Source organism: Pseudomonas sp. AP19 (genome assembly GCF_001728855.1).
GTDB classification, from domain to species: Bacteria; Pseudomonadota; Gammaproteobacteria; order Pseudomonadales; family Pseudomonadaceae; genus Aquipseudomonas; species Aquipseudomonas fluorescens.
On record NZ_LXJP01000002.1, the window covers coordinates 193,660 to 220,606 of the forward strand.

General features: G+C 61.1%; 27 protein-coding genes. 19 read left to right on the forward strand and 8 right to left on the reverse strand.

The window, feature by feature from the left end:
- Window positions 1–79: 79 nt before the first annotated feature.
- On the reverse strand, window positions 80–433 hold the full coding sequence (gene uraH / locus A7D21_RS02855) for a hydroxyisourate hydrolase (protein WP_069551034.1): 354 nt from the start codon (window positions 431–433) through the stop codon (window positions 80–82).
- Window positions 434–822: 389 nt separating this feature from the next.
- Here uraH and puuE point away from each other — a divergent pair, with 389 nt between their 5' ends.
- The 8 genes from puuE to A7D21_RS02890 all read left to right on the forward strand — a co-directional run bounded on the left by puuE (window position 823) and on the right by A7D21_RS02890 (window position 8,024).
- Window positions 823–1,749, forward strand: a complete 927-nt coding sequence (gene puuE / locus A7D21_RS02860) for an allantoinase PuuE (protein ID WP_053257241.1) — start codon at window positions 823–825, stop codon at window positions 1,747–1,749.
- Window positions 1,746–2,261 (forward strand): 2-oxo-4-hydroxy-4-carboxy-5-ureidoimidazoline decarboxylase, encoded by a 516-nt coding sequence (gene uraD / locus A7D21_RS02865; protein WP_053257242.1) that lies wholly within the window; start codon window positions 1,746–1,748, stop codon window positions 2,259–2,261. Before puuE ends, uraD begins: the two co-directional genes overlap by 4 nt.
- Before the next feature lie 78 nt (window positions 2,262–2,339).
- A complete protein-coding gene (gene alc / locus A7D21_RS02870; protein ID WP_053257243.1) occupies window positions 2,340–3,335 on the forward strand; it encodes an allantoicase in 996 nt (331 codons plus the stop codon).
- A 120-nt stretch (window positions 3,336–3,455) separates the two neighbouring features.
- Complete coding sequence (locus A7D21_RS02875; protein ID WP_017479983.1) at window positions 3,456–3,959, forward strand: ureidoglycolate lyase; 504 nt, start codon at window positions 3,456–3,458, stop codon at window positions 3,957–3,959.
- Between the two features lie 50 nt (window positions 3,960–4,009).
- Complete coding sequence (locus A7D21_RS02880; protein ID WP_069551035.1) at window positions 4,010–5,311, forward strand: urate hydroxylase PuuD; 1,302 nt, start codon at window positions 4,010–4,012, stop codon at window positions 5,309–5,311.
- 132 nt (window positions 5,312–5,443) lie between these two features.
- On the forward strand, window positions 5,444–6,790 hold the full coding sequence (locus tag A7D21_RS02885) for a nucleobase:cation symporter-2 family protein (RefSeq protein ID WP_069551036.1): 1,347 nt from the start codon (window positions 5,444–5,446) through the stop codon (window positions 6,788–6,790).
- A gap of 55 nt (window positions 6,791–6,845) precedes the next feature.
- A complete protein-coding gene (locus A7D21_RS35115; RefSeq protein WP_141718195.1) occupies window positions 6,846–7,223 on the forward strand; it encodes a hypothetical protein in 378 nt (125 codons plus the stop codon).
- Between the two features lie 15 nt (window positions 7,224–7,238).
- Entirely contained in the window at window positions 7,239–8,024 is a 786-nt protein-coding gene (locus tag A7D21_RS02890) for an outer membrane protein OmpK (RefSeq protein WP_053257246.1), read from the forward strand.
- A 47-nt stretch (window positions 8,025–8,071) separates the two neighbouring features.
- Here A7D21_RS02890 and A7D21_RS02895 read toward each other — a convergent pair whose 3' ends face one another.
- Together A7D21_RS02895 and A7D21_RS02900 are read right to left on the reverse strand one after the other, a co-directional pair.
- Window positions 8,072–9,202 carry a patatin-like phospholipase family protein gene (locus tag A7D21_RS02895; RefSeq protein ID WP_053257247.1) on the reverse strand — a complete coding sequence of 377 codons (1,131 nt, stop codon included), beginning with the start codon at window positions 9,200–9,202 and terminating at the stop codon, window positions 8,072–8,074.
- A gap of 30 nt (window positions 9,203–9,232) precedes the next feature.
- Window positions 9,233–10,168 carry a lipid A biosynthesis lauroyl acyltransferase gene (locus A7D21_RS02900; protein ID WP_053257248.1) on the reverse strand — a complete coding sequence of 312 codons (936 nt, stop codon included), beginning with the start codon at window positions 10,166–10,168 and terminating at the stop codon, window positions 9,233–9,235.
- 119 nt (window positions 10,169–10,287) lie between these two features.
- Between A7D21_RS02900 and minC the strand changes: the two genes are divergently transcribed.
- The 8 genes from minC to A7D21_RS02935 all read left to right on the forward strand — a co-directional run bounded on the left by minC (window position 10,288) and on the right by A7D21_RS02935 (window position 18,487).
- Window positions 10,288–11,025: a septum site-determining protein MinC gene (minC, locus tag A7D21_RS02905; protein ID WP_053257249.1), complete on the forward strand. Its 738-nt coding sequence runs from the start codon at window positions 10,288–10,290 to the stop codon at window positions 11,023–11,025.
- Window positions 11,026–11,225: 200 nt separating this feature from the next.
- Window positions 11,226–12,038, forward strand: coding sequence for a septum site-determining protein MinD (gene minD, locus A7D21_RS02910; protein ID WP_003209098.1), 813 nt, complete (start codon window positions 11,226–11,228; stop codon window positions 12,036–12,038).
- Between the two features lie 3 nt (window positions 12,039–12,041).
- Complete coding sequence (minE, locus tag A7D21_RS02915; RefSeq protein WP_003175252.1) at window positions 12,042–12,296, forward strand: cell division topological specificity factor MinE; 255 nt, start codon at window positions 12,042–12,044, stop codon at window positions 12,294–12,296.
- Between the two features lie 96 nt (window positions 12,297–12,392).
- Entirely contained in the window at window positions 12,393–13,028 is a 636-nt protein-coding gene (locus A7D21_RS02920) for an RluA family pseudouridine synthase (RefSeq protein WP_053257250.1), read from the forward strand.
- 170 nt (window positions 13,029–13,198) lie between these two features.
- Complete coding sequence (locus A7D21_RS02925) at window positions 13,199–14,488, forward strand: M18 family aminopeptidase (RefSeq protein ID WP_053257251.1); 1,290 nt, start codon at window positions 13,199–13,201, stop codon at window positions 14,486–14,488.
- Window positions 14,489–14,708: 220 nt separating this feature from the next.
- The gene (locus tag A7D21_RS35735; protein WP_167353709.1) at window positions 14,709–14,885 is read left to right on the forward strand and encodes a hypothetical protein; all 177 of its coding nucleotides are present in this window, start codon (window positions 14,709–14,711) and stop codon (window positions 14,883–14,885) included.
- 72 nt (window positions 14,886–14,957) lie between these two features.
- Window positions 14,958–17,123, forward strand: coding sequence for a mechanosensitive ion channel family protein (locus A7D21_RS02930; protein WP_053257252.1), 2,166 nt, complete (start codon window positions 14,958–14,960; stop codon window positions 17,121–17,123).
- 17 nt (window positions 17,124–17,140) lie between these two features.
- A complete protein-coding gene (locus tag A7D21_RS02935) occupies window positions 17,141–18,487 on the forward strand; it encodes an amidohydrolase (protein ID WP_053257253.1) in 1,347 nt (448 codons plus the stop codon).
- 118 nt (window positions 18,488–18,605) lie between these two features.
- On the opposite strand, the gene A7D21_RS02940 is transcribed toward A7D21_RS02935, so the two are convergent.
- The 5 genes from A7D21_RS02940 to A7D21_RS02960 form a co-directional block, all read right to left on the reverse strand.
- A complete protein-coding gene (locus A7D21_RS02940; RefSeq protein WP_053257254.1) occupies window positions 18,606–18,830 on the reverse strand; it encodes an MbtH family protein in 225 nt (74 codons plus the stop codon).
- Between the two features lie 83 nt (window positions 18,831–18,913).
- On the reverse strand, window positions 18,914–20,326 hold the full coding sequence (locus A7D21_RS02945; protein ID WP_053257255.1) for an aspartate aminotransferase family protein: 1,413 nt from the start codon (window positions 20,324–20,326) through the stop codon (window positions 18,914–18,916).
- Window positions 20,327–20,521: 195 nt separating this feature from the next.
- Complete coding sequence (locus tag A7D21_RS02950) at window positions 20,522–21,289, reverse strand: N-acetylmuramoyl-L-alanine amidase (RefSeq protein ID WP_069551037.1); 768 nt, start codon at window positions 21,287–21,289, stop codon at window positions 20,522–20,524.
- A 126-nt stretch (window positions 21,290–21,415) separates the two neighbouring features.
- Complete coding sequence (locus A7D21_RS02955; protein ID WP_053257257.1) at window positions 21,416–22,735, reverse strand: ATP-binding protein; 1,320 nt, start codon at window positions 22,733–22,735, stop codon at window positions 21,416–21,418.
- Window positions 22,735–23,430 (reverse strand): response regulator transcription factor, encoded by a 696-nt coding sequence (locus A7D21_RS02960; protein WP_069551038.1) that lies wholly within the window; start codon window positions 23,428–23,430, stop codon window positions 22,735–22,737. The genes A7D21_RS02955 and A7D21_RS02960 overlap by 1 nt, the downstream gene beginning before the upstream one ends.
- 176 nt (window positions 23,431–23,606) lie before the next feature.
- Here A7D21_RS02960 and dsbD point away from each other — a divergent pair, with 176 nt between their 5' ends.
- Genes dsbD through dsbG form a run of 3 tightly spaced genes read left to right on the forward strand, consistent with a single transcriptional unit; the run spans window position 23,607 to window position 26,934 of the window.
- Window positions 23,607–25,346, forward strand: a complete 1,740-nt coding sequence (gene dsbD / locus A7D21_RS02965; protein ID WP_069551039.1) for a protein-disulfide reductase DsbD — start codon at window positions 23,607–23,609, stop codon at window positions 25,344–25,346.
- On the forward strand, window positions 25,346–26,197 hold the full coding sequence (locus A7D21_RS02970) for a TlpA disulfide reductase family protein (protein ID WP_069551040.1): 852 nt from the start codon (window positions 25,346–25,348) through the stop codon (window positions 26,195–26,197). Before dsbD ends, A7D21_RS02970 begins: the two co-directional genes overlap by 1 nt.
- Entirely contained in the window at window positions 26,173–26,934 is a 762-nt protein-coding gene (gene dsbG / locus A7D21_RS02975; RefSeq protein ID WP_053257261.1) for a thiol:disulfide interchange protein DsbG, read from the forward strand. Before A7D21_RS02970 ends, dsbG begins: the two co-directional genes overlap by 25 nt.
- The last annotated feature ends 13 nt before the right edge of the window (window positions 26,935–26,947 follow it).

The window sequence follows — 26,947 nt, forward strand, 5'->3', positions numbered from 1 at the left end:
CAACGCGCAAAAAAAAGCCCGCAGTGTGGGCGGGCGAAAAACCAACGAAGAGCTTTGGGGGTGTGAAGCGAGGTGACGCTCAACTACCGCGATAGGTGGAGTAGCTGTAAGGCGAAATCAGCAGTGGCACGTGGTAGTGGTCCTGTTCGGCACTGATGCCGAAGCGCAGCACCACCACGTCGAGGAACGCGGGGTCAGGCAATTGCACGCCACGGGCGCGGTAGTAATCGCCGGCGTTGAATTGCAGCTGGTAGACACAGCTGACGTAATTGTCGCCTTGCAGCAACGGTGCATCACAACGGCCGTCGCTGTTAGTCGTGGCGGTGGCGACCAGTTCCAGCTGCGCGCCTTGGACGCGGTACAGCTCGACCTTGATGTGATTGCCGGGGCAGCCGTGTGCGGCGTCCAAAACGTGTGTGGTCAAACGTCCCATGGCGTCTACGTGCCTCCTGAAGTCAGTTGAAGAGAAACCTGCACTTTTTCAGGGCATCGAAAAAGCCGGCGATGGCTGATTAAGACACTTTTTAAAAAAATTGTACACAATAAAAATCACAAACCCTGCGATCCTCCCGGCTGGCTTAATCGGCAAGGCAATTGATGGGTAATCCTTGCTTTCAAACGACCTTTTGTCCATTAGCTGACCAGTTAGGCAAGTTTCTTGCTAAGCCCTATTCACCGCACGCTGCAGAAAAAATGCAGAAATGCGGGCTTACAAAGTTCGCGATAAGTTGTATACAATCACTCATCGCTGTGACGCCACCCAGTCTTTTCACTGCCCGGCCGCCACACACACCGCTACCACGCACAAGAAGGAAGACTGCAGTGAGCGCTGACTACCCACGCGACCTGATCGGTTACGGCAGTAACCCTCCTCACCCACACTGGCCGGGCAAGGCGCGCATCGCGTTGTCTTTTGTACTGAACTACGAAGAAGGCGGCGAGCGCAATATTTTGCACGGTGACAAAGAGTCCGAAGCCTTCCTCTCGGAAATGGTCTCGGCCCAACCGCTGCAAGGCGAGCGCAACATGAGCATGGAGTCGCTGTACGAGTACGGCAGCCGTGCCGGTGTGTGGCGCATCCTCAAGTTGTTCAAAGCCTTCGATATCCCGCTGACCATCTTCGCCGTGGCCATGGCCGCCCAGCGCCACCCGGATGTGATCCGCGCGATGGTCGCTGCCGGTCACGAGATCTGCAGCCACGGCTATCGCTGGATCGACTACCAATACATGGACGAGGCCCAGGAGCGCGAGCACATGCTCGAAGCCATCCGCATCCTCACCGAACTGACCGGCGAACGCCCACTGGGCTGGTACACCGGCCGCACCGGCCCGAACACACGGCGGCTGGTGATGGAGGAAGGCGGTTTCCTCTATGACTGCGACACCTATGACGACGACCTGCCCTACTGGGAACCGAACAACCCCACCGGCAAGCCGCACCTGGTGATTCCCTACACCCTGGACACCAATGACATGCGCTTCACCCAGGTCCAGGGTTTCAACAAGGGCGACGACTTTTTCGAGTACCTCAAAGACGCCTTCGACGTGCTCTATGCCGAAGGCGCCGAAGCGCCGAAAATGCTTTCCATCGGCCTGCATTGCCGCCTGATCGGCCGCCCTGCCCGCCTGGCCGCTCTGCAGCGGTTTATCGAGTACGCCAAAAGTCACGAACAGGTGTGGTTCACTCGCCGAGTCGACATTGCCCGTCACTGGCACGCCACCCATCCGTATACGGGAGCGGCGAAATGACTGCGTTCCAAACCTTGAAGCCGGCGACCCTGAGCCGCGATGAATTCATCAACGCCTTCGCCGACATCTACGAACATTCGCCATGGGTAGCCGAGAAGGCTTTCGACCTGGGCCAGGACGCCTCGATCAATGAGATCGAAACCCTGCACCAGCGCATGAGCGACATCCTGTTGAGTGCCGATCATGCCCGCCAACTGGCGCTGATCAACGCTCACCCGGACCTGGCCGGCAAAGCCGCCGTCCAGGGCGAGTTGACCGAAGCCAGCACGAATGAACAAGCTGGCGCCGGTATTCACCAATGCTCGAGCGACGAGTTTTCGCGCTTCACCGAGCTGAACGAGGCTTACAAAGCCAAGTTCAAGTTTCCCTTCATCATGGCGGTAAAAGGCAGCAACCGGCATCAGATCCTGGCTGCGTTCGAAACGCGCATTCACAACACGGCAGACACCGAGTTCCAATGCGCGCTGGCCGAGATCAATAAAATCGCGTTGTTCCGATTACTGACCCTTTAGCAGACCTGGCCCGAGCGCTCATGACGCCCAGGGCCTGGCGAGCATCCCAAGCCACTTAACTCAAGGCAGACAAGAAGAATGAAAGCTTACGCCGTACCTTTCGAGAAGTTCGTCAACCTGGCCGACGCCCGTCTGGGCACCAAGATTCTGTCGGTGACCGATGACTGGTTCGCTGACGCCAACCGCCTGTTCCAGCCGACTCCGGCCGTGTGGAAGGAGGGCGTTTTCGATGACAACGGCAAGTGGATGGACGGCTGGGAGTCGCGCCGCAAGCGCTTTGAAGGCTACGACAGCGCGGTGATCCGCCTGGGCGTTGCGGGCTCGATCAAAGGCGTGGACATCGACACTTCATTCTTCACCGGCAACTTCCCGCCATCGGCCTCCCTGGAAGCCTGCTTCCTGGCCTCGGGCGATCCTGACGAAAACACCCAGTGGGTGGAAGTGCTCTCGGCCGTCGAGCTGCAAGGCAACAGCCACCACTACCACGAGATCAACAACGACCAGGCCTTCAGCCACCTGCGCTTCAACATCTACCCGGATGGCGGCGTGGCCCGCCTGCGTGTGTACGGTGTGCCGTTCCGCGACTGGTCGTCGGTGGGTGACAACGAGCAAGTCGACCTGGCCGCCGCCTTGAACGGCGGTCGTGCGCTGGCCTGTTCCGACGAACACTTCGGGCGCATGAGCAACATCCTCAACCCGGGCCGCGGCATCAACATGGGCGACGGCTGGGAAACCGCGCGTCGGCGTACACCGGGCAATGACTGGGTGATCGTCGCCCTGGGCCATCCGGGTGAAATCGAGAAGATCATCGTCGACACCCTGCATTTCAAGGGCAACTACCCCGACACCTGCTCGATCCAGGGCGCATTCGTGAAGGGCGGCACCGACAGCCAGATCGAAACCCAATCGCTGTTCTGGCGCGAACTGCTGCCGGCGCAGAAACTGGAGATGCACGCTGAACACACCTTCGCCGAGCAGATCAAGGCATTGGGCCCGATCACTCACATTCGTTTGAATGTGTTCCCGGATGGGGGTGTGAGCCGCCTGCGGGTTTTGGGCAAGGTTTCGAAGTAAGCGGTGATGCCATTCGCGAGCAAGCCCGCTCCCACAGGGGAATGCATTCCAAATGTGGGGGCGGGCCTGCTCGCAAAGGCGCCAGAACAAACAACACAGAATCCGGATAAGAAGACAGCCATGCGCACACTGATGATCGAACCCCTGACCAAAGAAGCCTTCGCCCCTTTCGGAGACGTTATCGAAACCGATGGCAGCGATCACTTCATGATCAACAACGGGTCGACCATGCGCTTTCATAAACTGGCGACGGTGCAAACCGCGACGCCGGAAGATAACGCCATCATCAGCATCTTCCGCGCCGACGCGCAGGACATGCCATTGACCGTGTGCATGCTGGAGAGACACCCGCTGGGCAGCCAGGCTTTTATACCGCTGCTCGGCAACCCCTTTCTGATCGTGGTCGCGCCACTTGGCGATGAACCTGTATCGGGCTTGGTCCGCGCCTTCGTTACCAACGGCAGGCAGGGCATTAATTACCATCGCGGCGTCTGGCACCACCCGGTGCTGACGATCGAAAAGCGGGATGACTTCCTGGTGGTTGATCGCAGTGGCACAGGCAATAACTGCGATGAGCATTTTTTCAAAGAGGATGAGCGTTTGATCCTCGCCCCCCACCAATAAGAGAAGGTCTGATCACTCGACAACAGAGTGACAGGCGAGAGGTAAAGACTGTGGAAGCACATTTGATGGAATGGCTGAACCTGAGCGTGCGCTGGGTTCACATGATCACCGGCGTCGCGTGGATCGGCGCTTCTTTCTACTTCGTCTGGCTGGAAAACAACCTCAATCGCGTCAACCCCAAGGACGGCCTGGCCGGCGACTTGTGGGCGATCCACGGTGGCGGTATCTACCACCTGGAGAAATACAAACTGGCCCCGCCGACCATGCCGGACAACCTGCACTGGTTCAAATGGGAAGCCTATTTCACCTGGATGTCCGGCATCGCGCTGCTGTGCGTGGTGTTTTACGCCAACCCGACCTTGTACCTGCTGGCCCCGGGCAGCAGCCTCAGCGGTCCGGAAGGTGTATTGCTGGGCCTCGGCTCGCTGCTGGCCGGTTGGTTCATCTACTCCTTTCTCTGCGATTCGGCACTGGGCAAGCGCCCCGCCCTGCTCGGCCTGATCCTGTTCGTGCTGTTGATTGCCGCCGCATACGGCTTCAGCAAGGTGTTCAGCGGCCGTGGTGCGTACCTGCATGTGGGCGCCGTGATCGGCACCATCATGGTCGGTAACGTGTTCCGCATCATCATGCCCGCGCAGCGCGCACTGGTGGCGGCGATCGCGGAGAACCGCACACCCGATCCGGCGCTGCCGGCCAAGGGCCTGTTGCGTTCGCGTCACAACAACTACTTCACCTTGCCGGTGCTGTTCATCATGATCAGCAACCACTTCCCGAGCACCTATGGCAGCCAATACAACTGGCTGATCCTCGCCGGTATCGCCGTGGCGGCCGTGTTGGTGCGTCACTACTTCAACACCCGCCACAACAGCCAGAAATATGCCTGGACCTTGCCGGTTGGCGCGTTGGCGATGATTTGCCTGGCGTACGTGACCGGCCCGAAACCCGTGGCGACTGCACCGGATGTGGCCAAGGTGCCTGCTGCGATCGAATACCAGCCATTGCCGGAAACCGCCTTGGGTGGCGGCTTGAAACCTGCCGCGCCGGCAGCCCCCGCAGCGCCTGCCGCTGCACCTGCGCCCGCGCAGGCATCGGTTGATTTCGACAAGGTGCATGGGGTGATTCAGGAACGCTGCGCGGTGTGCCATTCGGCCAAGCCCACCAGCCCGTTGTTCAGCACCGCACCGGCTGGGGTGATGTTCGACACCCCGGCGCAGATCCAGCAGCAGGCGGCGCGTATTCAAGCGCAGGCCGTGGCCAGCCAGATCATGCCGCTGGGCAACATCACCCAGATGACCCAGCAGGAACGGGATTTGATCGGCACCTGGATCAACCAGGGGGCGCGCACCAATTAACTGATGCACAGCGCTCCAATGTGGGAAGGGGCTTGCCCCCTCCCACAGGGGATTTGTGGTGCTTTGAAGATTGCGTTCCACCCGGCAATTGAATGCCGAACAACACAACAATAAAAAGATTCGAGGTGTTGCATGACCGAGTTAGTCGAACCGCAGATTCCCGCCGCACCCGCCATGGTGCGGCTGCCCCTCTTGCAACTGATTCTGGTAGGCCTGCAACACGTCTTGCTGATGTACGGCGGCGCCGTCGCCGTCCCCCTGATCATTGGCCAGGCCGCCGGCCTGAGCCGTGAAGAAATCGCCTTTCTGATCAACGCCGACCTGCTCGTCGCCGGTATCGCCACCCTGGTGCAGTCGTTCGGCATCGGCCCTGTAGGCATTCGCATGCCGGTGATGATGGGCGCCAGTTTCGCCGCCGTCGGCAGCATGGTCGCCATGGCCGGCATGCCGGGGATCGGCTTGCAGGGCATCTTCGGCGCGACCATCGCCGCCGGGTTCTTCGGCCTTGTCATCGCGCCGTTCATGTCGAAGGTTGTGCGCTTTTTTCCACCGTTGGTCACCGGCACCGTCATCACGGCGATCGGTCTGTCGCTGTTTCCAGTGGCGGTGAACTGGGCCGGCGGCGGCAGCGCTGCCGCCTCCTATGGCTCGCCGATTTATCTGGCGATTGCCGCGCTGGTGCTGGCGACCATCCTGCTGATCAACCGCTTCATGCGCGGCTTCTGGGTGAATATTTCGGTGCTGATCGGCATGGCCCTCGGCTACGGCCTGTGCGGCATGATCGGCATGGTCGACCTCAGCGGCCTGGCCCAGGCACCGTGGGTGCAAGTGGTGACGCCGCTGCATTTCGGCCTGCCTAAATTCGAGTTGGCGCCGATCCTGTCGATGTGTCTGGTGGTAGTGATCATCTTTGTCGAATCCACCGGCATGTTCCTCGCCCTGGGCAAGATTACCGGCCAGGACGTCACGCCGAAGATGCTGCGCCGTGGCTTGTTGTGTGATGCCGGCGCGTCGTTCTTCGCCGGGTTCTTCAACACCTTTACCCACTCCTCGTTCGCCCAGAATATCGGCCTGGTGCAAATGACCGGCGTGCGCTGCCGCTCAGTGACGATCATGGCCGGGGCCTTTCTGATTGTGCTCAGCCTGCTGCCCAAAGCCGCGTTTCTGGTGGCGTCGATTCCACCGGCGGTATTGGGGGGTGCGGCGATTGCCATGTTCGGCATGGTCGCAGCGACCGGCATCAAGATCCTGCAGGAAGCCGACATCGCCGACCGCCGCAACCAGTTGCTGGTGGCGGTGAGTATCGGCATGGGCCTGATCCCGGTGGTGCGCCCGGATTTCTTAGCGCAACTGCCGCTGTGGATGAACCCGATAACCCACAGCGGGATTGCCATGGCCACCCTCAGCGCGTTGTCGCTGAATGTACTGTTCAACATTCTCGGCGGCGCTGAACGACCTGTGGTCGCCGCTACGCATTGATTCCTGCCTGCTCTTAATAAGAACAACAAAAACCATCACGCACAGGGAACACCGCATGCACACCCTGCACCAGGGGCCGGCCACACGCCGCGCCCCATTCTTGCCCCACGCGCTCTTTTACAGCGCACTTGAGCCAAGGCTTGTGAGCCAGTATTCTCCGCGCCCGCTCAAATCGACTCAAAAAAAAACAGCCAATGTAAAAGCTGACTTAAAGGCCAACTTATCCCGGCCCCGCAGCAGCTGCCAATGTGTGCAAAAACCCTCTGAATTCGACTGCACCCGATGCAGCCGACGGGGATTTTTTGGCTTTTTAAACACCTTGGCGCAGCTCTTGCTAAAAGCATTAAAGCTGACCGAACAGACGATTTTTGCAGCGAACCAAAAGGCGCCACACCAGAGCGTCTGCGTAGAAGAAAAAACCATAAAACTTTAACTCGGGAGCAACCGAATGAAACCTATGTTCAAAGGCCTGATGCTGGCGGGATCCCTGCTGGCCGGCAGCCAGGCAGTGGCCGGTGATTTGTTGCAGTGGCAGAACAACAGCCTGACTTACCTGTGGGGCAAGAACTTCACCGTCAACCCGCAGATCCAGCAAACCGTTACCTTCGAACATGCCGATGCCTGGAAGTACGGCGACAACTTCCTGTTTGTCGACCGCATCTTTTACAACGGCAAGGAAGATGGCAACGTCGGCCCTAGCACTTACTACGGTGAGTTCAGCCCGCGCTTGTCATTCGGCAAGATTTTCGACAAGGACCTGTCATTCGGCCCGATCAAAGATGTGTTGCTGGCCTTCACTTACGAGTTCGGCGAAGGCGATAACGAGTCGTACCTGCTAGGCCCGGCTTTTGACTTGAACATTCCCGGTTTCGACTACTTCCAGTTGAACTTCTACCAACGCCAGACCGAAGGCAATCGCCCGGGTGACGGCGTATGGCAGATCACACCCGTCTGGTCGTACACCCTCCCGGTCGGCAACTCCGACGTGCTGATCGACGGCTTCATGGACTGGGTCGTGGATAACGACAAAAACGCCCGTGGCACTTACCACGCCAACCTGCACTTCAACCCACAGGTCAAATACGACCTGGGCAAGGCATTGCATTGGGGCGAGAAGCAACTGTATGTCGGTTTCGAATACGACTACTGGAAGAACAAGTACGGGATTGAAGACAGCGGCGCGTTCAAGACGAACCAGGACACCGCGAGCTTTCTGGTCAAGTACCACTTCTAAACAACATCGTAGCCAAACGGTGGGAGCGGGCTTGCGCGCTCCCACCTTCAGTTCAGCGTCAAGCCAAGGAACTTCGACAGGTCCTCGCGCTTGGCCAACGCATCTTTGCGCCCCAACTCAATCAACTCGCTGCAATACCCGGCCTCGAACAGCAAGTAACTCAACACCCCTGCCCCACTGGTCTTGGTCGCCCCAGGCCCGCGCAAGAACAGGCGCAACGCCGCCGGCAGCTCTTGCCGATGCCGCGCCGCAATTTCATCGATCGGCTGGCTCGGCGCAATGACCAACACCTCCACCGCGGCCAACTCAGGCGCGGCATGGCTGAACTGATTCAGACGCTCAAGCAGTTCGATATCACCTTCCAGGCTGTCAATGAACGTGCTGTTGAGCATGTGCCCACCGATCTGCGCCAGGGTGGGTTGCTGGCCGGTGTAAGTGCGCTGGGTCGACGGTTCATTACCCCTTGGGTTGCCACTCACCCCCACCACCAGCACGCGGTTTGCGCCCAAATGCAGCGCTGGACTGATGGGCGCCGGCTGCCGCACGGCGCCATCGCCGAAAAACTCCTGGTCGAGTTTGACCGGCGCAAACAGCAAGGGTATCGCCGAGCTGGCCAGCAGGTGCTCGATTGTCAGCTGGGTTGGCAAACCGATACGCCGATGCCGCAGCCAGGCATTGATGGTGCCGCCACCTTGGTAAAAGGTCACCGCTTGCCCGGATTCGTAACCAAACGCCGTGACCGCCACCGCATGCAGTTGTTTTTGGCGGATGGCTTCGTCAATGCCCTGCAGGTTCAACCGGTCGTTGAGCAAATGCCGCAACGGCGCACTGTTGAGCAGTGCGACCGGGACTGGGGCGCCCAGGCCCAGCAGGCTGTGGATGAGGAAGCGACTGGCTTGGTGGATGACGCCTGGCCAGTCGCTGCGCAACACCAAGTGGCTGCGAAAGCCCTGCCAGAAGGCGGTGAGGCGCTGGACAGCGGCGGTGAAATCCATGGCCCCGCTGGCCAGGCTCACCGCATTGATCGCACCGGCCGAGGTGCCGACAATCACCGGGAACGGATTCGCTGCCCCCGGTGGCAACAGTTCGGCGATTGCCGCCAGTACCCCTACCTGATACGCCGCTCGCGCCCCACCGCCGGAAAGAATCAACCCTGTGACCGGTTCGGCTGGGCGCATTGCGTCACTCCATGTGGGAAAAAGGTAGCGTTATCGACGGCGCTTTTCGTACAGCTTAGCCTCACCCGGTGGCCGGCTTTTGAAGCGCCGGTGGGTCCACAGGTATTGCTCGGGGCACTCGCGTACCGACGCTTCGACCCACTGGTTGATACGCAGGCAGTCGATCTCATCGGTCTCGCCAGGGAAGTCGCTCAACGGCGGGTGGATCACCAGGCGGTAACCACTGCCATCGGCCAGGCGCTCCTGGGTAAACGGCATCACCAGCGCCTTGCCCAGGCGCGCAAACTTGCTGGTGGCGGTCACGGTAGCGGCCTGGATCCCGAACAACGGCACGAAGATACTTTGCTTGGCACCGTAGTCCTGGTCCGGCGCGTACCAGATGGCCCGGCCCGAGCGCAGCAACTTGAGCATGCCACGCACGTCGTCACGCTCGACCGCCAGGGAATCGAGGTTATGCCGTTCACGGCCACGGCGCTGGATAAAGTCGAACAGCGGGTTGCCATGCTCGCGGTACATGCCATCGATGGTGTGCTTCTGCCCGAGCAGGGCTGCGCCGATTTCCAGGGTGGTGAAATGCAGGGCCATCAGGATCACACCCTTGCCGTCCAGATGCGCCTGCTTCAGATGCTCAAGCCCTTCGACATGGGCCAGGCGTGCCAGACGCGACTTGGGCCACCACCAGCTCATGGCCATCTCAAAAAACGCGATGCCGGTGGACGCAAAGTTTGCCTTGAGCAACTGCTTGCGCGCCTTGGCGGACTTTTCCGGGAAGCACAACTCAAGGTTGCGCGCGGCGATGCGGCGGCGATCGCCGGCGACGTGGTACATGCCGGCGCCCAGTAAACGACCAATGGTCAACAGCACCCGGTAGGGCAACTGAGTGATCAGCCACAACAGGCCGAGTCCCAGCCATAACAGCCAAAAACGCGGGTGAAGAAATACAGCTCGAAAACGCGGGCGATCCATTACAGATTCCGGTAAAGACAAGGGCCGCGCATTCTACAACGGTTCGACTCGGCTTGCGGCCCGTGGATGTTCTCGTTATAAGTCTCGACACTTTTCGTGACAAGCCGCTTTTGCCGACCATGAGCCAAACCGAACCGCTAGACCAAGATCCCGTGTTCCAGCTGAAAGGCAGCATGCTCGCCATCACCGTGCTGGAGCTGGCCCGCAATGACCTCGACGCCCTCGACCGCCAACTGGCCGCCAAGGTCGCCCTGGCACCGAATTTTTTCAACAATGCCCCACTGGTGCTGGCCCTGGACAAACTCCCGGCAGGCCAAGGCGCGATTGATTTGCCCGGCCTGATGCGCGTGTGCCGCTCCCATGGCTTGCGCACCCTGGCGATTCGCGCCAGCCGTATCGAAGACATTGCCGCAGCAATCGCCATTGAACTGCCAGTACTGCCACCCTCCGGTGCCCGCGAGCGTCCGCTCGACCCGACGGAAGGTGAAGTGAAGAAAAAACCGGAAAAACCGCCGGAGCCCACGGTCAAGCCGACAAAGATCATCACCTCCCCCGTACGCGGCGGGCAGCAAATTTACGCCCAGGGCGGCGACCTCGTGGTGATTGCGCCGGTGAGTCCGGGTGCGGAACTTCTGGCCGATGGCAACATCCATGTATACGGCCCGATGCGCGGACGTGCCCTCGCCGGCATCAAGGGCGATACCAAAGCGCGGATTTTTTGCCAGCAGTTGACCGCTGAGCTAGTGTCGATCGCAGGCCAGTACAAGGTTTCAGAAGATTTGCGCCGTGATCCGCTGTGGGGAGCCGGGGTACAAGTCAGCCTGTCGGGCGATGTGTTGAACATCATCCGTCTTTAACGGATACTGCCGCATTTTCCAAGCATCTCTAGACTCTGATAGCACAGCGAAACCGGCAAGACTTGTGTAGGAATAATTAGAAGTTGGCTTTCCTTTTGGCGAACAACATATTTTTCCTACAAAGGCTGTCCGCCTGCAGCGAGTTTCAAGAGATGTTTTTCAGGGACCGAAAAGTCCTTTTTCCTTAGGGGTGAAACACCTTGGCCAAGATTCTCGTGGTTACATCCGGCAAGGGTGGTGTGGGTAAGACCACCACCAGCGCCGCTATCGGTACCGGCCTCGCTCTGCGCGGCCACAAGACAGTCATCGTCGACTTCGACGTCGGTTTGCGTAACCTCGACCTGATCATGGGCTGTGAACGCCGCGTGGTGTATGACTTCGTCAACGTAGTGAACGGCGAAGCCAACCTGCAACAGGCCCTGATCAAGGACAAGCGCCTTGAGAACCTGTACGTGCTGGCTGCCAGCCAGACCCGCGACAAAGACGCGCTGACCAAAGAAGGCGTAGGCAAAGTCCTCGCCGAACTGAAAGAAACCTTCGAATACGTGGTGTGCGACTCCCCGGCCGGTATCGAAACCGGTGCTCACCTGGCGATGTACTTCGCCGATGAAGCCATCGTGGTCACCAACCCGGAAGTCTCCTCGGTACGTGACTCGGACCGCATGCTCGGCCTGCTGGCCAGCAAGTCCCAGCGCGCCGAGAAAGGCGAAGACCCGATCAAGGAACACCTGCTCCTCACCCGTTACAACCCGGAGCGCGTCAGCAACGGCGAAATGCTCGGTGTTGAAGACGTGAAGGAAATCCTCGCCGTCACCCTGCTGGGCGTGATCCCGGAATCCCAAGCCGTGCTGAAAGCCTCCAACCAGGGCGTGCCGGTGATTCTTGACGACCAGAGCGACGCCGGCCAGGCGTACAGCGATGCCGTAGATCGCTTGCTGGGCAAGACCGTGGAACATCGCTTCCTCGATGTAAAGAAGAAGGGATTCTTCGAGCGTATCTTTGGAGGCAACTAAACAATGAAATTTCTCGACTTCTTTCGCGCCAACAAAAAGCCAAGTACCGCGTCGGTAGCGAAAGAGCGTCTACAGATCATCGTGGCGCACGAACGCGGCCAACGCAGTACACCGGACTACCTGCCAGCCTTGCAGAAGGAACTGGTCGAGGTGATTCGCAAGTACGTCAATATCGGCAACGATGACGTGCACGTCGCCCTGGAAAACGACGGCAGCTGCTCGATTCTGGAACTCAATATCACCCTGCCTGATCGTTAATCGAAAAGGCGCCCGCCACGGCGGCTCGGTCACCTTGATCCCCTGGCGGGAACCGGGTGAGCGAGCCGCCGTTGGCGTTTGTTACGAGGCTGTTTAATGCCGCTGTCCAATATCCATATCCTGCATCAGGACGACGCCGTCCTGGTGGTGAACAAGCCGACCTTGCTGCTCTCGGTGCCCGGCCGCGCCGATGACAACAAGGACTGCCTGATCACCCGCCTGCAGGAAAACGGTTACCCCGAGGCCCGCATAGTCCATCGACTGGACTGGGAAACCTCAGGAATCATCCTGCTCGCACGGGACGCCGACACCCACCGCGAACTGTCCCGCCAGTTTCACGACCGCGAAACCGAAAAGGCCTACACCGCCTTGGCCTGGGGCCAGCCGACACTGGACAGCGGCAGCATCGACCTGCCCCTGCGCTACGACCCGCCGACCAAGCCACGCCATGTAGTCGACCATGAGTTCGGCAAGCACGCGCTGACCTTCTGGAAAGTGCTGGAGCGTTGCGGCGATTGGTGCCGCGTCGAGCTGACGCCGATTACCGGCCGTTCACACCAGTTGCGCGTGCATATGCTGTCGATCGGCCACCCGTTGTTGGGTGATGGCTTGTACGCCCATGAACAAGCCCTGGCCGCCTGGCCGCGCCTGTGCCTGCATGCGAGCATGTTGAGCTTTACGCACCCGCAAAGCGGCGAGCGGCTGCGCTTTGAGTGCCCGGCCCCTTTCTAAGTTGGCACTGCATTAAAAATGTGGGAGGGGCTTGCTCCCGATTAAGGTGTATCAGCCACTGAATAGTTCGCTGATACCCCGCTATCGGGAGCAAGCCCCCTCCCACATTTGTAATGTGCACTTCTGGCCATCGAACGGTAAACTCCGCGCATTGCTGTCTGGAGCTATTTATGCGCGAAGCGTTGAATCAAGGCCTGATCGACTTCCTCAAGGCCTCCCCTACTCCTTTTCATGCCACCGCCGCCCTCGCCCAGCGCCTGGAAGCGGCCGGTTACCAGCGTCTCGACGAGCGCGAAACCTGGGCCACCGAGGCCAACGGTCGCTATTACGTGACCCGTAACGATTCCTCGATCATCGCGTTCAAGCTTGGTCGCCACTCGCCGCTGCAGGGCGGGATTCGCCTGGTCGGCGCCCACACTGACAGCCCGTGCCTGCGGGTCAAGCCCCAGCCGGAGCTGCAGCGCCAGGGTTTCTGGCAGTTGGGTGTGGAAGTCTACGGCGGTGCGCTGCTGGCCCCGTGGTTCGACCGCGACCTGTCACTGGCCGGCCGCGTGACCTTCCGCCGCGACGGCAAGGTCGAGAGCCAACTGATCGACTTCAAGCTGCCCATCGCCATCATCCCCAACCTGGCTATTCACCTGAACCGTGAAGCCAACCAGGGTTGGGCGATCAATGCCCAAACCGAACTGCCGCCGATCCTGGCGCAATTCGCCGGTGACGAGCGCGTGGACTTCCGCGCCGTGCTCACCGAGCAATTGGCGCGCGAACACGGCCTGAACGCCGACGTGGTACTCGACTACGAGTTGAGCTTCTACGACACCCAAAGTGCAGCGGTGATTGGCCTGAATGGCGACTTCATCGCCGGCGCCCGCCTGGACAACCTGCTGTCGTGCTACGCCGGCCTGCAAGCCTTGCTCACCAGCGAAACCGATGAAACCTGTGTGCTGGTGTGCAATGACCACGAAGAAGTCGGCTCCTGCTCGGCCTGCGGTGCCGACGGCCCGATGCTGGAACAGACCCTGCGCCGCCTGTTGCCGGAAGGTGATGAGTTCGTACGCACCATTCAGAAATCACTGTTGGTGTCGGCGGACAATGCCCACGGCGTCCACCCGAACTACGCCGAGAAACACGACGCCAACCATGGCCCGAAACTGAATGCGGGCCCGGTAATCAAGGTCAACAGCAACCAGCGCTACGCCACCAACAGCGAAACCGCCGGTTTCTTCCGCCATCTGTGCATGGCTCAGGAAGTCCCGGTGCAGAGTTTCGTGGTACGCAGCGACATGGGCTGCGGCTCGACCATCGGCCCGATCACCGCCAGCCATTTGGGCGTGCGCACCGTGGACATCGGCCTGCCGACGTTTGCCATGCACTCCATCCGTGAACTGTGCGGCAGCCATGACCTGGCGCATTTGGTCAAGGTACTGGGTGCGTTCTACGCGAGCCGCGACCTGCCCTGAATTTGCAGGGCAACTCGGTCAAAAATGTGGGAGGGGGCTTGCCCCTGATAGCAGTGGGTCAGTCAACATTTTAGTGGCTGATAGACTGTCATCGGGAGCAAGCCCCCTCCCACATTGGGTTTTGTGTACAGCTCGCCTGCAAACTGACCTGCATCATCTGCACTTCTGATAATCCGGCCTAGACTTGTCAGTATTCCCACTCTGACAAGGCCGTCGCCCCATGATCTCCATGTCCTCTTTCCACGCCATGCTTATCCCCATCCTGATCGGCATGATCCTGCTCGCGACCGGCTTCAACTTTCGCGACAAGCCCGTCGGCGTGTTTGGCATGTGGGTCGGTATGCTGCTGATCCTGGGAACCGTGGTTTACAAAATCCTCGCCAAACTGGCGGAATGACAAATGCACTCGCATTGGGCATAACGGCCTCGTACACTCGGTCAATTCGTCGTTTCCAAGGTTGACCGCCTCGTGTTTTCCCGTCTTCGTGCCCTGCCCTGCTGTTTCCTGATCGCCCTGCTGATGCTGCTGCCGCTCACGCCTGCCCAAGCCGTGGGCTTGCCCGGTTTGCTGGGCAGCACCAACAAGACCCAGCCCCAGGCCGACGTGCCGCTGGGGCAGTCGTTGGACGAGGTCATCAAAACCCTGGAAAACGACCGGCAACGCACTCAGTTGCTGAGCGATTTAAAAAAGCTGCGCGAAGCCACGCAAAAGGCCCAACCCGCCGCCGAACAAGGCGTTCTCGGCTTGATCGGCGGCACCCTGGCCGGCCTTGAGGCACAGTTTTCCGGTGCCGACAGCCCGCTGGGGCGCTGGTCCGACGAAGTTGAACTGGCCAAGGATGAACTCAGCGCGCTGATGATGCCGGCCAGTGAATGGCTGCCGATCATTTTCGGCTTTGCCGTCATCCTGGCGGTCTGGAGCCTGCTGGCCGCCGCCCTGATCTGGCTCAGCCATCGCGTACGCGAGCGTTTCGGCCTGCCCGAGGAACTGCCGCAACACCCACGCACCTGGGACATGCTGCGCTTCGCCCTGCGCAAATTGGGGCCGTGGCTGATCGCCCTGGTCATCACGGTTTACCTGAGCTATGTGCTGCCCTCGTCCCTGGGCAAATCCCTGGCGATGGTATTGGCCTATGCGTTGGTGGTCGGCACCTGTTTCTCGGCGATCTGCGTGATTGCCTTCTCCGTACTCGACGGCCCGCACCGCCACCGTGCGCTCTACATCCTGCGTCGCCAGGCCTTCCGCCCGCTGTGGCTGATCGGCAGTTTCGCCGCCTTCGGTGAAGCGCTGAGCGACCCGCGAATGATGCAGGCCCTGGGTCAGCACCTGGCCCACACGGCCGCGACCGTCGCCAATGTGATGGCGGCATTGTCCACCGGCGTGTTTATCCTGCGCTTCCGCCGGCCGATCGCCCACCTGATCCGCAACCAACCGCTGTCCCGGCGCCTCACACGTCGCGCCCTCACCGATACGCTCTCGATTATCGGCAGCTTCTGGTATTTACCGGCGCTGTTGCTGGTGGGCATCTCGCTGTTTGCCACCTTCCTGTCCGCTGGCGACACCAGCACCGCCCTGCGTCAATCGTTGCTATGCACGGTGTTGCTGGTGTTGTGCATGGTGATCAACGGCCTGGTGCGCCGTCATGCGCTCAAGCCGCTACGCGGGCACAAGCGTCACGCGCTGTACTCCGAGCGCCTGAAAAGCTTCGTGTACACCCTGGCTCATTTGGTCGTGTGGCTGGCGTTTATCGAGCTGGGCTTGCGCGTCTGGGGCCTGTCGCTGATTCGTTTTACCGAAGGTGACGGCCATGAAATCAGCGTCAAGCTGTTCGGCCTCGGCGGCACGCTGCTGTTTGCCTGGTTGATCTGGATCCTCAGCGACACCGCGATCCACCACGCCCTCACGCGTTCGCGCAAAGGCCTGGCCAACGCGCGCGCGCAGACCATGATGCCGCTGATCCGCAACGTGCTGTTCGTGACCATCTTTATCATCGCCGCGATCGTCGCCCTGGCGAACATGGGCATGAACGTCACGCCACTGCTGGCCGGTGCCGGTGTGATCGGCCTGGCCATCGGTTTTGGTGCGCAATCGCTGGTGGCGGACCTGATTACCGGCCTGTTCATCATCATCGAAGACTCCCTGGCCATCGATGACTACGTGGACGTCGGCGGCCACCTCGGCACCGTCGAGGGCCTGACCATTCGTACCGTGCGCCTGCGGGACATCGACGGCATCGTGCACACCATTCCGTTCAGCGAAATCAAGAGCATCAAGAACTACTCGCGGGAGTTCGGCTACGCGATCTTCCGGGTGGCGATCCCCTACAACATGGAAATCGATGACGCCATCAAGTTGATGCGCGACGTCGGCCAGAAAATGCGCAACGACCCACTGCAACGCCGCAACATCTGGTCGCCGCTGGAGATTCAGGGCGTGGAAAGCTTTGAGTCCGGCAGTGCGATCCTGCGCGCGCGCTTTAAAACCGCGCCGATCAAGCAGTGGGAAGTGTCGCGGGCGTTCAACCTGTCGCTCAAGCGCCATCTGGATGAGGCCGGGCTGGATCTGGCCACGCCACGCTTGAGTGTGCAGGTGGTGACCGCCGGCAGCGTGCAGGAGAAAGATCAACAACAATAAACTCAGGAGAGGTCGTTATGCGTTTGAATGGTCTGACACACCGATGGGTTCTCGGCGTACTGTGCGGGGTCGCCAGCAGCGCGGTCATTGCCGCCACCAGTGGCCAGGACAGCGCCCGCGAGGAAATCGCCAGCCAGGCCAAGGCGCTGGAGCCGAGCCTGCTGGAAACCCGCCGCGATATCCACGCTCACCCCGAATTGGGCAATACCGAAACACGCACCGCCGAGTTGGTTGCCAAACAACTTCGCGACCTCGGCCTTGAGGTGAAAACCGGCGTGGCCCGCACCGGTGTCGTCGCCATCTTGAAGGGTGGCCTGCCCGGCCCCACCGTCGCCCTGCGCGCCGACATGGATGCGCTGCCGGTCAAGGAAGTCGCCGACCTGCCTTTCGCTTCCAAGGCCAAAGGCACCTACTTGGGCAAAGAGGTCGACGTGATGCACGCCTGCGGCCACGACGCCCACACCGCGATCCTGCTCAGCACAGCGAAAATCCTGACCGGCATGCGCGACCGCCTGCCCGGCACCGTGGTGTTTTATTTCCAGCCGGCCGAAGAAGGCCCGAGTGACTTTATCCCCGACGGCAAGAACACCTGGGGCGCGAAAATGATGGTGCAGGAAGGCGTGATGAAGGCACCCAAGCCGGATGCGGTGTTCGGCCTGCATGTCTGGGCCGGCGTACCGGCCGGACAAATCGCTTACCGCCCGGGCCCGACCCTGGCCAGTTCCGATGACCTGCGCATCAAGATCCTCGGCAAACAGACCCACGCCGGCCGCCCCTGGGACGGCATCGACCCGATCACCGTCGGCGCGCAGACCATTGTTGGCCTGCAAACCGTGGTCAGCCGGCGTACCGACATCTCGTCATTTCCGTCGGTGGTGAGCATTGGCACCATCAACGGCGGCACGCGCTATAACATCATCCCCGAGTCGCTCGACATGAGCGGCACCATTCGCTCCTACGATTACGGCATTCGCCAGAAGCTGCACGCGGATGTGCGTCAGACCGTGGAAAAAATCGCCGAGAGTGGCGGCGCCAAGGCCGAAGTCACCATCATCGAGAAGTACGACCCCACCATCAACAACCCGGCGCTGACCGAGAAAATGCTGCCAAGCCTGCGCTGGGCGGCCAACGATGATGTGGTGCAAGGGCCGCTGGTGGGCGGCGCCGAGGACTTCTCGTTTTACGCCAAGGAAGCGCCGGGGCTGTTTGTGTTTCTGGGCGTGACGCCGAGGGACCAGGACATGAGCAAAGCGCCACCGAACCATAATCCGGGGTTCTTTGTGGACGAGTCGGCGTTGGTGGTGGGAGTGCGGACACTGGCGTCGTTGGCCACGGATTATCTGTATACCAACACGCAGCCGTAATGCTTTATGTGGGAGCGGGCTTGCTCGCGAAGGCGTTGGATCAGTCAATACTTGCGTTAACTGATACACCGCATTCGCGAGCAAGCCCGCTCCCACACAAGCCCGCTCCGACCGTGTGTCAGCCAGCCAGCGCAGCGCCATCCATCTTCTGGCGCAGGCTCAGGGGGCGCATATCGGTCCAGACTTCTTCGATGTAAGCCAGGCACTCTTGCTTCATGCCGCTCTTGCCCACGGTGCGCCAGCCTTCCGGTACGACCTTGTAGTCGGGCCAGATGGAATACTGTTCTTCGTGGTTGACCACTACCTGAAACAGGATGTCGTCGCGGTCAAATACTGAGGTCATTGCTGTTCTCCATCGCTAACAAGGCTGGCTGCGCACCATGCGCAGCACTGATATCTGTAGAAACGTACCGGGCTTGCGAAAAATTAGAGGCTGGCGACCGCTGCCGCCAAGGCGCGACCGAAGATCTCGGCAACCCGGTCGACCTCGGCGGCGGTAATCACCAGCGGTGGCAGGAAGCGCACCACACAGCCATGCCGACCGCCCAACTCCAGGATCAAGCCACGCTTGAGGCATTCACGCTGCACCAGCGGGGCCAGTTGGCGATGCACCGGCGGGTGTCCCTGGATATCCAGGCTGCCGTTCGGGTCCACCAGTTCCACGCCCAGCATCAACCCGCGACCACGGATATCCCCCAGATACGCGAAATCCCGCTGCAGGATGCGCAGGTGTTCGCCAAGGCGCTCACCCATGGCGGCCGCATGACCGGCCACGTCGTGGGTCTTGAGGTAACGCATCACCGCCGAGCCCGCCGCCATCGCCATCTGATTGCCACGGAAGGTCCCGGCATGCGCGCCCGGTAGCCAGGTGTCGAGCCAGTCGCGATACACCACCACGGCCAGCGGCAAGCTACCGCCGATGGCCTTGGACATCACCACCACATCCGGGATGATGCCGGCATGCTCGAAGGCAAACATCTTGCCGGTACGGCCGAAACCGCTCTGGATTTCATCAACAATCAACGCCACGCCCGCCTGCTCGGTGATGCGGCGCAAGCCCCGCAGCCAATCAAGATCGGCCGGAATCACCCCGCCCTCACCCTGCACCACCTCGACAATCACCGCCGCCGGCAACAACACCCCGGCTTCCGGGTCGTTCAGCAGATTTTCCAGGTAATGCAGATTGACCCGCACGCCTTCCGCGCCACCCAGGCCGAAGGGGCAGCGGTAGTCATAGGGGAAAGGCAGAAACTGCACGCCATTACCGAGCAAGGCGCCCAACGGCTTTTTCGGCCCCAGGCTGCCCATCAGGCTGAGTGCGCCCTGGCTCATGCCGTGATAACCGCCCTGGAATGACAGCACCGTGCTACGACCGGTGGCCGTGCGCACCAGCTTCAACGCGGCTTCCACTGCGTCGGTGCCGGTGGGGCCGCAGAACTGAATTTTCGCTTCTTGCGCAAGCGCTGCAGGCAACAGGCCGAACAGGTCCTGCACGAACTGGTCCTTGACCGGCGTCGTCAGGTCGAGGGTGTGCAGCGGGAGCTCGTCGCTGAGGACCTGCTGGATGGCTGCGATCACCACCGGGTGGTTATGGCCCAACGCCAAGGTGCCCGCACCCGCCAGGCAGTCGATGAAACTGCGGCCTTCCACGTCTTCCACGTAGATCCCCTTGGCACGCTTGAGGGCCAGGGGGATACGCCGTGGGTAGCTGCGGGCGTTGGATTCCTGCTGGCGTTGGCGGGCCAACAGTGGGGTTTCGTCGAATTGGTAGAGCGTTTCCGCGGGTGCCGGGTTGGCATACACCGGGGCGTCTTCGATACGGCTGGTAGCGACTGACATCTCTCGATCCCTCAATACGCGGGTGGGGTGACCAAACTGCCGATCCGTGATGCGCACGGACTTCATGTTCTGGAGACGCACCAGCGCTGAGTGGATTTAGGCTTGTTATGGTTTTTGAGTGGATTCGCGAGCAAGCCCGCTGCCACCCTTGGATCTCAGTGCATCAGGTCGATGGGCTGCGCCGAGCACTCAAGCTCACGCCGCCCGGTACCGCTCATTCAACGCATACAAAATCGCACACGTTTCGCCATCCAGAACCCCACCATAATCGCGGCTTCGAAAGTGCATCTGAAACGCCCGCGTTCTCAACTCAAAGGCCCGGCGATTCTCAGCCGGCTTATAGCCATACCGCTGAAACGCCCGCTCCACCTCTACTTCCGGCGGCAGCCCCAACGAAAACCGCCGTTGATACAGCCCCCGCGTCGACTCATCAAACCAGGCCCCGATCCCGGCCTCGAACAAACACCGCCAAGGCAACCGAGGCCCCGGATCACTCTTGCGCCAATACGCCACATCCGAATGCCCAAGTACGTCAGTCGGCCCAACCTGCGGGTATCGCGCGAGTAGGTCGCGCATCAACGCAACCAACACGTCAACCTGCTCCTCACCGTAAGCAGGAAAGGTAAATACGCCGCCATTATCGCGCGCCACGTTGACTATCTCGATGCCAATGGAGCGGCTATTGAGGTTACCCCGCCCAGCCCAATGGCTCACTCCGGCATGCCAGGCGCGCTGGTCCTCAGGCACCAGGCGAAACGCACGTAATTCGTCATAGCCGAGCGCCCGGTAGCCGCTGTCATCCGCGTCCGGCACCAGGTAGTGAGCACTGACGCCATCCTGGGTGAGGGTACGCAGGGACGAGGCAAAGGGCGCCGCCGTGTAATGCAGGATCACTTGGCGCACGGGTTCACCGTTGCGTTGATTGAAATCCCTGGCTGGGAAACTGCTGTCGATCACCAACATAAGAACCGTCCTTTTCAGTACAGGCCGAGTCATTCGGCCCGTTCAAGCGCAAAAACATTACCGCCATCCTGAAGGGATGAATGCCAGCAGGGGCGGTAACTATTTTTGCTACTTGAAAAGAACTGATCAGCGCCGCAATGGCATGCCCAGATCGACCCGCAAACCATCCGGCTGGCTGTCGAACGTCAAGGAGCAAGAGCAGCGTTGCACGATTGCCTGAACAATCGCCAACCCCAGGCCACAGCCCTCGCTGCTGCCATTGCGCCAGAAGCGCTGGGTCAGGTATTGCAGGTCTTCGCTGGAGATTTGCTTGCCATGGTCACGCACGCGAAACACTACCGTGTCGGCCGTGGCGAACACATTCAACTCCACACGGGTGTCGTGCGGGGTATGGCGCAAAGCGTTATCCAACAGATTGCGCAGGGCCGCGACGGCCAGGGCCACCGGCATTTCCACCGGCGTTTGCGTGAGGTTCTGCGCGAGGAGCAGATCGATGCGCCGGTTGTCGCCAGCGTTCGCATCCTGGATCGCCAGCCGCGCGACTTGCTCAGCACTCGATTGCAGGCCGTCGTCGAACGACAGGCTGCCCTCCACCCTCGCCAACAGCAGCAATTGCTCCAATGTACGATGCAAGCGGTCGGCGCCTTCTTCGGCATGCGCCAGGGACTGGTCGCGCGCCGCACCTTCGGTCATGCGCGCCACTTGCAGGTGGGTCTTGATCGCCGTCAGCGGGCTGCGCAGTTCGTGGGCGGCGTCGCCGGTGAGGCGGCGCTCACGTTCGATGGTCTTGGCGATACGCTGCAACAGTTGGTTCTGGGTATCGAGCAGCGGTTTCAACTCGCTGGGCAACGGATGAATCTGCAGCGGTTCGAGGGAGTCCGCGCTGCGGCGCATCAATGCATCGCGCATGCGGTTGAGCGGCAACAGGCTCTGGCCGATGCCCAGCCACAGCAAGCACAGGCAGCCCAGCAGGGCGACACCCACCGGCACCGAAGCCGCCAGCAATATCGACAGGTTCAACGCCTCGCGCTCCACCTGGCGGTCGGCGGTGGTGATCAGCAAGTCGCCCCGAGACAAGGTGAAACTGCGCCAGCTTACGCCGTCGATCACCTGATCGCGAAAGCCACTCCTGCGCGACTCCAGGCCTTCATCCGGGGTCATGTGGCTGCGTGCGAGGATTTCCCCGCGCACGGAGCTGACCTGGCAAGCCATGCCGCCCGGCACGTTCAGTTGCTCGGTGCGCAAACGCGTGCCCGCGCTCACACTGGCCAGGCCGGGCATTTGCTCGGTCAACCCTGCCACCATGCGCGCCGACGCCACCAAACGCTGGTCGAGGGAAAACATCATCTGGTTGCGCAGATCGTTGAGCATCCAGGCCGCCGCCAGCACCCAGATCAGCACAAAAGCAGCGCCCAGCTTGAACGTCAGGCGCAGGCGCAGGCTCATCACGAAGCGTGGTCTCCTTCGTCAGCCACACCACCATCAGCCGTACCCAGGCGATAACCCAGGCCACGCACGGTCTCGACGATGCCGTTGCCCAATTTGCGTCGCAGGTGGTGGATGTGCACGTTGAGGGCGTTACTTTCCAGTTCGTCGTTGAACCCGTAGACACTGTCCTTGAGCTGTTCGCTGGAGAGCACCCGGCCTTTGTTATGCAGCAGGGCCTGCAACAGGGCTTGCTCCCGACGGGAAAGGTCTACCGGCTGGCCGGCCAGGAAGGTTTCGCGACTGCTGGGGTCGTAGGCCAGATGGCCGTGTTCGATCAGGTTGACCCGGCGCCCGGCAACCCGCCGCAACAGGGTTTGCAGGCGTGCGGCCAGTTCGCGCAGGTCAAAGGGTTTGAGCAGGTAATCGTCGGCACCGGCCTGCAAGCCATCGACACGGTTGGTCACCGAATCGCGCGCCGTGAGGATCAGCACCGGAATTTCCAGGCCCTGGCTGCGCTGTTGCTGCAGCAGCTTGAGGCCGTCTTCGTCGGGCAAGCCGAGGTCGAGCACCATGATGTCGAACGTGGCTGCCTTGAGCATCGCGCGTGCGGCCGCGGCCGTGGCCACGCGCTCGACGGTAAAGCCCTGGGCGCCGAGCCCGGCCACGATGCCGCTGGCGATCAGTTCGTCGTCTTCACAGACCAGTACGTGCATGGTTAACCCTTCATGAATGATGGGGGGATTAAAGATCCAGCGGATTAAGTGCCGATTATGCCGTGAAAAGAGGCGCGCTCAGCGCCGCCCTTCACTTTAGAATAGCGCCCGGTTAATCATCGGTTAATCAACACCACACATTGTGTGCCTAACTTGCATCGAACTAAGGCTTGACCATGCGGTATCTGTTTACCTTTCTGCTGGTGTTGTTTGCAGGGTTCGCCCAGGCCGCGCCGGGCAATCCATTCGAGACCAAACCTGATTTCCTCCCGGTGGGCAAGGCCTTCACCTTTACCTCCGAGCGCCTGGAATCCGGCGAGACCCAGCTGTATTGGCAGATTGCCGACGGTTACTACCTGTACCAGCAACGCATGAAGTTCGACGGCCTGGCTGAAAAGCCGGTATTGCCCCAGGGCGAAGCCCATAGCGATGAGTTCTTCGGCGAACAGCAAGTGTATCGCCAGGGCCTTGAAGTGAAGATCCCCGCCGGTGCCACCGGCCAGGTCAAGCTGGGCTGGCAGGGTTGCGCCGATGCGGGCCTGTGCTACCCGCCACAGTCGATTACCGTGGACCTGGGCGGCACGCCGGCCGTGGCGGGCACCCCGCAAGAGCCGGCCCAAGCGCAGGATCAAAGCCTGGCCAGCGGCCTGCAACAGCGCAGCCTGGGTTGGAGCCTGCTGGTGTTCTTTGGCTTGGGCTTGCTGTTGGCATTTGCCCCTTGTTCGTTGCCGATGTTGCCGATCCTCGCAGGGCTGGTGGTGGGCAGTGGCGCGACCCCGCGTCGCGGTTTTGCCCTGGCCAGCAGCTACGTGGTGTGCATGGCCCTGGTGTACGCGGCGCTTGGCGTTTTGGCCGCGTTGCTCGGCGGCAACCTCGCCGCACTCCTGCAAACACCGTGGATTCTCGGCAGTTTCGCCGCGCTGTTTGTGCTCCTCGCCCTGCCCATGTTCGGTGTCTTTGAGCTGCAACTGCCGGCCTTCGTGCGTGATCGCCTGGACACTGTCAGCCGCCAGCAAAGCGGTGGCAGCCTGGTAGGTGCCGGCATACTTGGCGCACTCTCCGGTCTGCTGGTGGGGCCGTGCATGACCGCGCCACTGGCCGGCGCGCTGCTGTATATCGCCCAGAGCGGCAATGCGCTGCACGGAGGCTTGATCCTGTTCGCCATGGGCATCGGCATCGGCGTTCCGCTGTTGTTGCTGGTCACCGTGGGCAACCGCTTCCTGCCTAAACCGGGCAGTTGGATGGACGTGCTCAAAGGCGTGTTCGGTTTCTTGTTCCTCGGTACGGCGGTGCTGATGATTCGCCCGGTGGTCGACGAAAGCCTGTGGATTGGCCTGTGGGGCGCCTTGGCGCTGGTGATGGCTTACTGCGGCTGGACACTGGCCCGCGAGTACGGCCTGGCGGCCAAAGTGTTCGGCGCCGGCTCCCTGGTGCTGGGCCTGTGGGGCGCCGTGCTGATGGTGGGTGCGGCCGGTGGCAGCGACGACCCGTGGCAACCGTTGAAGGTCTACGGCGGGTCCACCGTGACTGCTGCGCCGAGTGCGCACGACGCCTTCATGACCCTCAACGACCCGGCGGTGCTGCAGAGCCAACTCGACAGCGCCAAAGCCCAGGGCCAGTGGGTGCTGGTGGATTACTACGCCGACTGGTGCGTGTCGTGCAAGATCATGGAAAAACAAGTATTCGGCAAACCCGAAGTCATGGCCGCCCTGAAAGACGTGCGCCTGCTGCGCCTGGACGTCACCGCCGACAACGCCGCCAGCCGCGAACTGCTCGGCCGCTACAAAGTGCCAGGGCCACCGAGCTTCGTGTGGATCGGCCCGGACGGTGAAGAACGCCGCGCCCAACGCATCACTGGCGAAGTGGATGCCGCCGCCTTCCTGCAACGCTGGACGCACACCCGAGACGCACGCTGATGCTGACCCTGACCATCGGCACCTTCGCCATCGCCCTGAATCACATCCTGCTGATCAGCGCGCTGATTCTCGCCACACTGGTGGGTTGGCGCGTGGCCAAGCGTGGCGGTGAAAACCCGGAATCGGTGCTGTTCAGCCTGTTTTTGCTGGGCATGCTGGTCGCCCGCGTCAGTTTTGTACTGATGTATTGGAGCGACTACAGCCGCGACCCGTTGCAGATGGTTGACCTGCGCGACGGCGGTTTTCTCGCCTGGCCCGGCGTGATCGCGCTGGTGCTGGGTGCCCTGTTGTACGGCTGGCGCCGCCCGGCCTTGCGCAAACCGTTAAGCGCCGGCGTGATCACAGGGCTGGTGTTCTGGGGGCTGAGCAGCGTGTCCCTGAGCCTTTACGACAAGGGCGCGCAACTGCCGGATATCACCCTGCGCAATGCCAATGGCGACGTGGTGCAACTGGCCGATTACAAAGGCGGCCCACTGGTGATCAACCTCTGGGCCACCTGGTGCCCACCGTGCCGCCGGGAAATGCCGGTGCTGGAACGCGCGCAGCATCAACGGCCGGACGTGACCTTCCTGTTCGTCAACCAGGCTGAAAGCATGCAAAGCGTCAGCACCTTTCTCGCCACCCAAGGCCTGACCCTCGACAACGTGCTGTTTGATGCCAGCGGCCGGCTCGGGCAGGCCGTGGGCAGCATGGCGTTGCCGACCACCCTGTTCTACCAAGCCGATGGGCGCCTGATCAACAGCCACTTGGGCGAATTGTCCCAAGCCAGCCTGGCCCGCGCCATGGAACCCTTCGACACTGCCCCTGCCATCACAAGGACACCGACATGCCTCGACTCCGCCACCTGCTGACCCTGCTGCCGCTGACGCTCGCGGCTACCCTGGCCCAGGCCGAGGACTGGCCTGCGCCGATCAAGCAGATCGAAGCCAAGGGCGCCAAGATCCTCGGCAAGTTCGACGCGCCCAGCGGCCTCACCGGCTACGCCGCGCAATACCAGAACCGTGGCATGGCCCTGTACCTGACTGCCGACGGCAAAAGTGTGATCGCCGGTAACCTGTACGACGCCGAAGGTAAAGACCTGAGCAGCGCGCCCCTGGAAAAACTGGTGTACGCGCCGATGGCCAAGGAAGTCTGGGGCAAAATGGAAAACAGCAGCTGGATTCAGGACGGCGATAAAAACGCGCCACGTATCGTCTACCTGTTCAGCGACCCCAACTGCCCGTACTGCAACATGTTCTGGGAACAGGCACGGCCGTGGGTAAAAGCCGGCAAGGTACAGTTGCGCCACATCATGGTCGGTATTATCCGCGAAGACAGCCCAGGCAAGTCGGCCGCCCTGTTCGCCGCCAAAGACCCGCAGAAAGCCCTGGAAGCCCATGAAGCCGCGGGCAAAGGCAGCAAATTGCAGGCGCTGGAAAAAATTCCGGCGCCGATCGAGGCCAAGCTCGATGCCAACATGAAGTTGATGGAGGAGCTGGAATTGTCAGCAACGCCAGCGATTTTCTATCTGGATGACAAGGGCGGCTTGCAGCAACAGCAAGGCGCGCCATCGCCGGACAAGCTGGCGAAGATTCTGGGGCCGAAGTAATCGGCGTTTCCCT

Coding starts and splice junctions, on each gene's coding strand:
- A7D21_RS02890 (WP_053257246.1), top strand. CDS start 7,239: ATGAAACCTATGTTCAAAGGCCTGATGCTGGCGGGATCCCTGCTGGCC.
- alc (WP_053257243.1), top strand. CDS start 2,340: ATGAAAGCTTACGCCGTACCTTTCGAGAAGTTCGTCAACCTGGCCGAC.
- A7D21_RS02920 (WP_053257250.1), top strand. CDS start 12,393: ATGCCGCTGTCCAATATCCATATCCTGCATCAGGACGACGCCGTCCTG.
- uraH (WP_069551034.1), bottom strand. CDS start 433: ATGGGACGTTTGACCACACACGTTTTGGACGCCGCACACGGCTGCCCC.
- A7D21_RS02955 (WP_053257257.1), bottom strand. CDS start 22,735: ATGAGCCTGCGCCTGCGCCTGACGTTCAAGCTGGGCGCTGCTTTTGTG.
- A7D21_RS02935 (WP_053257253.1), top strand. CDS start 17,141: ATGCGTTTGAATGGTCTGACACACCGATGGGTTCTCGGCGTACTGTGC.
- A7D21_RS02925 (WP_053257251.1), top strand. CDS start 13,199: ATGCGCGAAGCGTTGAATCAAGGCCTGATCGACTTCCTCAAGGCCTCC.
- A7D21_RS02895 (WP_053257247.1), bottom strand. CDS start 9,202: ATGCGCCCAGCCGAACCGGTCACAGGGTTGATTCTTTCCGGCGGTGGG.
- A7D21_RS02960 (WP_069551038.1), bottom strand. CDS start 23,430: ATGCACGTACTGGTCTGTGAAGACGACGAACTGATCGCCAGCGGCATC.
- A7D21_RS02945 (WP_053257255.1), bottom strand. CDS start 20,326: ATGTCAGTCGCTACCAGCCGTATCGAAGACGCCCCGGTGTATGCCAAC.
- A7D21_RS02940 (WP_053257254.1), bottom strand. CDS start 18,830: ATGACCTCAGTATTTGACCGCGACGACATCCTGTTTCAGGTAGTGGTC.
- dsbD (WP_069551039.1), top strand. CDS start 23,607: ATGCGGTATCTGTTTACCTTTCTGCTGGTGTTGTTTGCAGGGTTCGCC.
- A7D21_RS02875 (WP_017479983.1), top strand. CDS start 3,456: ATGCGCACACTGATGATCGAACCCCTGACCAAAGAAGCCTTCGCCCCT.
- A7D21_RS02885 (WP_069551036.1), top strand. CDS start 5,444: ATGACCGAGTTAGTCGAACCGCAGATTCCCGCCGCACCCGCCATGGTG.
- A7D21_RS02900 (WP_053257248.1), bottom strand. CDS start 10,168: ATGGATCGCCCGCGTTTTCGAGCTGTATTTCTTCACCCGCGTTTTTGG.
- dsbG (WP_053257261.1), top strand. CDS start 26,173: ATGCCTCGACTCCGCCACCTGCTGACCCTGCTGCCGCTGACGCTCGCG.
- uraD (WP_053257242.1), top strand. CDS start 1,746: ATGACTGCGTTCCAAACCTTGAAGCCGGCGACCCTGAGCCGCGATGAA.
- A7D21_RS35115 (WP_141718195.1), top strand. CDS start 6,846: ATGCACACCCTGCACCAGGGGCCGGCCACACGCCGCGCCCCATTCTTG.
- A7D21_RS02950 (WP_069551037.1), bottom strand. CDS start 21,289: ATGTTGGTGATCGACAGCAGTTTCCCAGCCAGGGATTTCAATCAACGC.
- A7D21_RS35735 (WP_167353709.1), top strand. CDS start 14,709: ATGATCTCCATGTCCTCTTTCCACGCCATGCTTATCCCCATCCTGATC.
- A7D21_RS02970 (WP_069551040.1), top strand. CDS start 25,346: ATGCTGACCCTGACCATCGGCACCTTCGCCATCGCCCTGAATCACATC.
- minC (WP_053257249.1), top strand. CDS start 10,288: ATGAGCCAAACCGAACCGCTAGACCAAGATCCCGTGTTCCAGCTGAAA.
- minE (WP_003175252.1), top strand. CDS start 12,042: ATGAAATTTCTCGACTTCTTTCGCGCCAACAAAAAGCCAAGTACCGCG.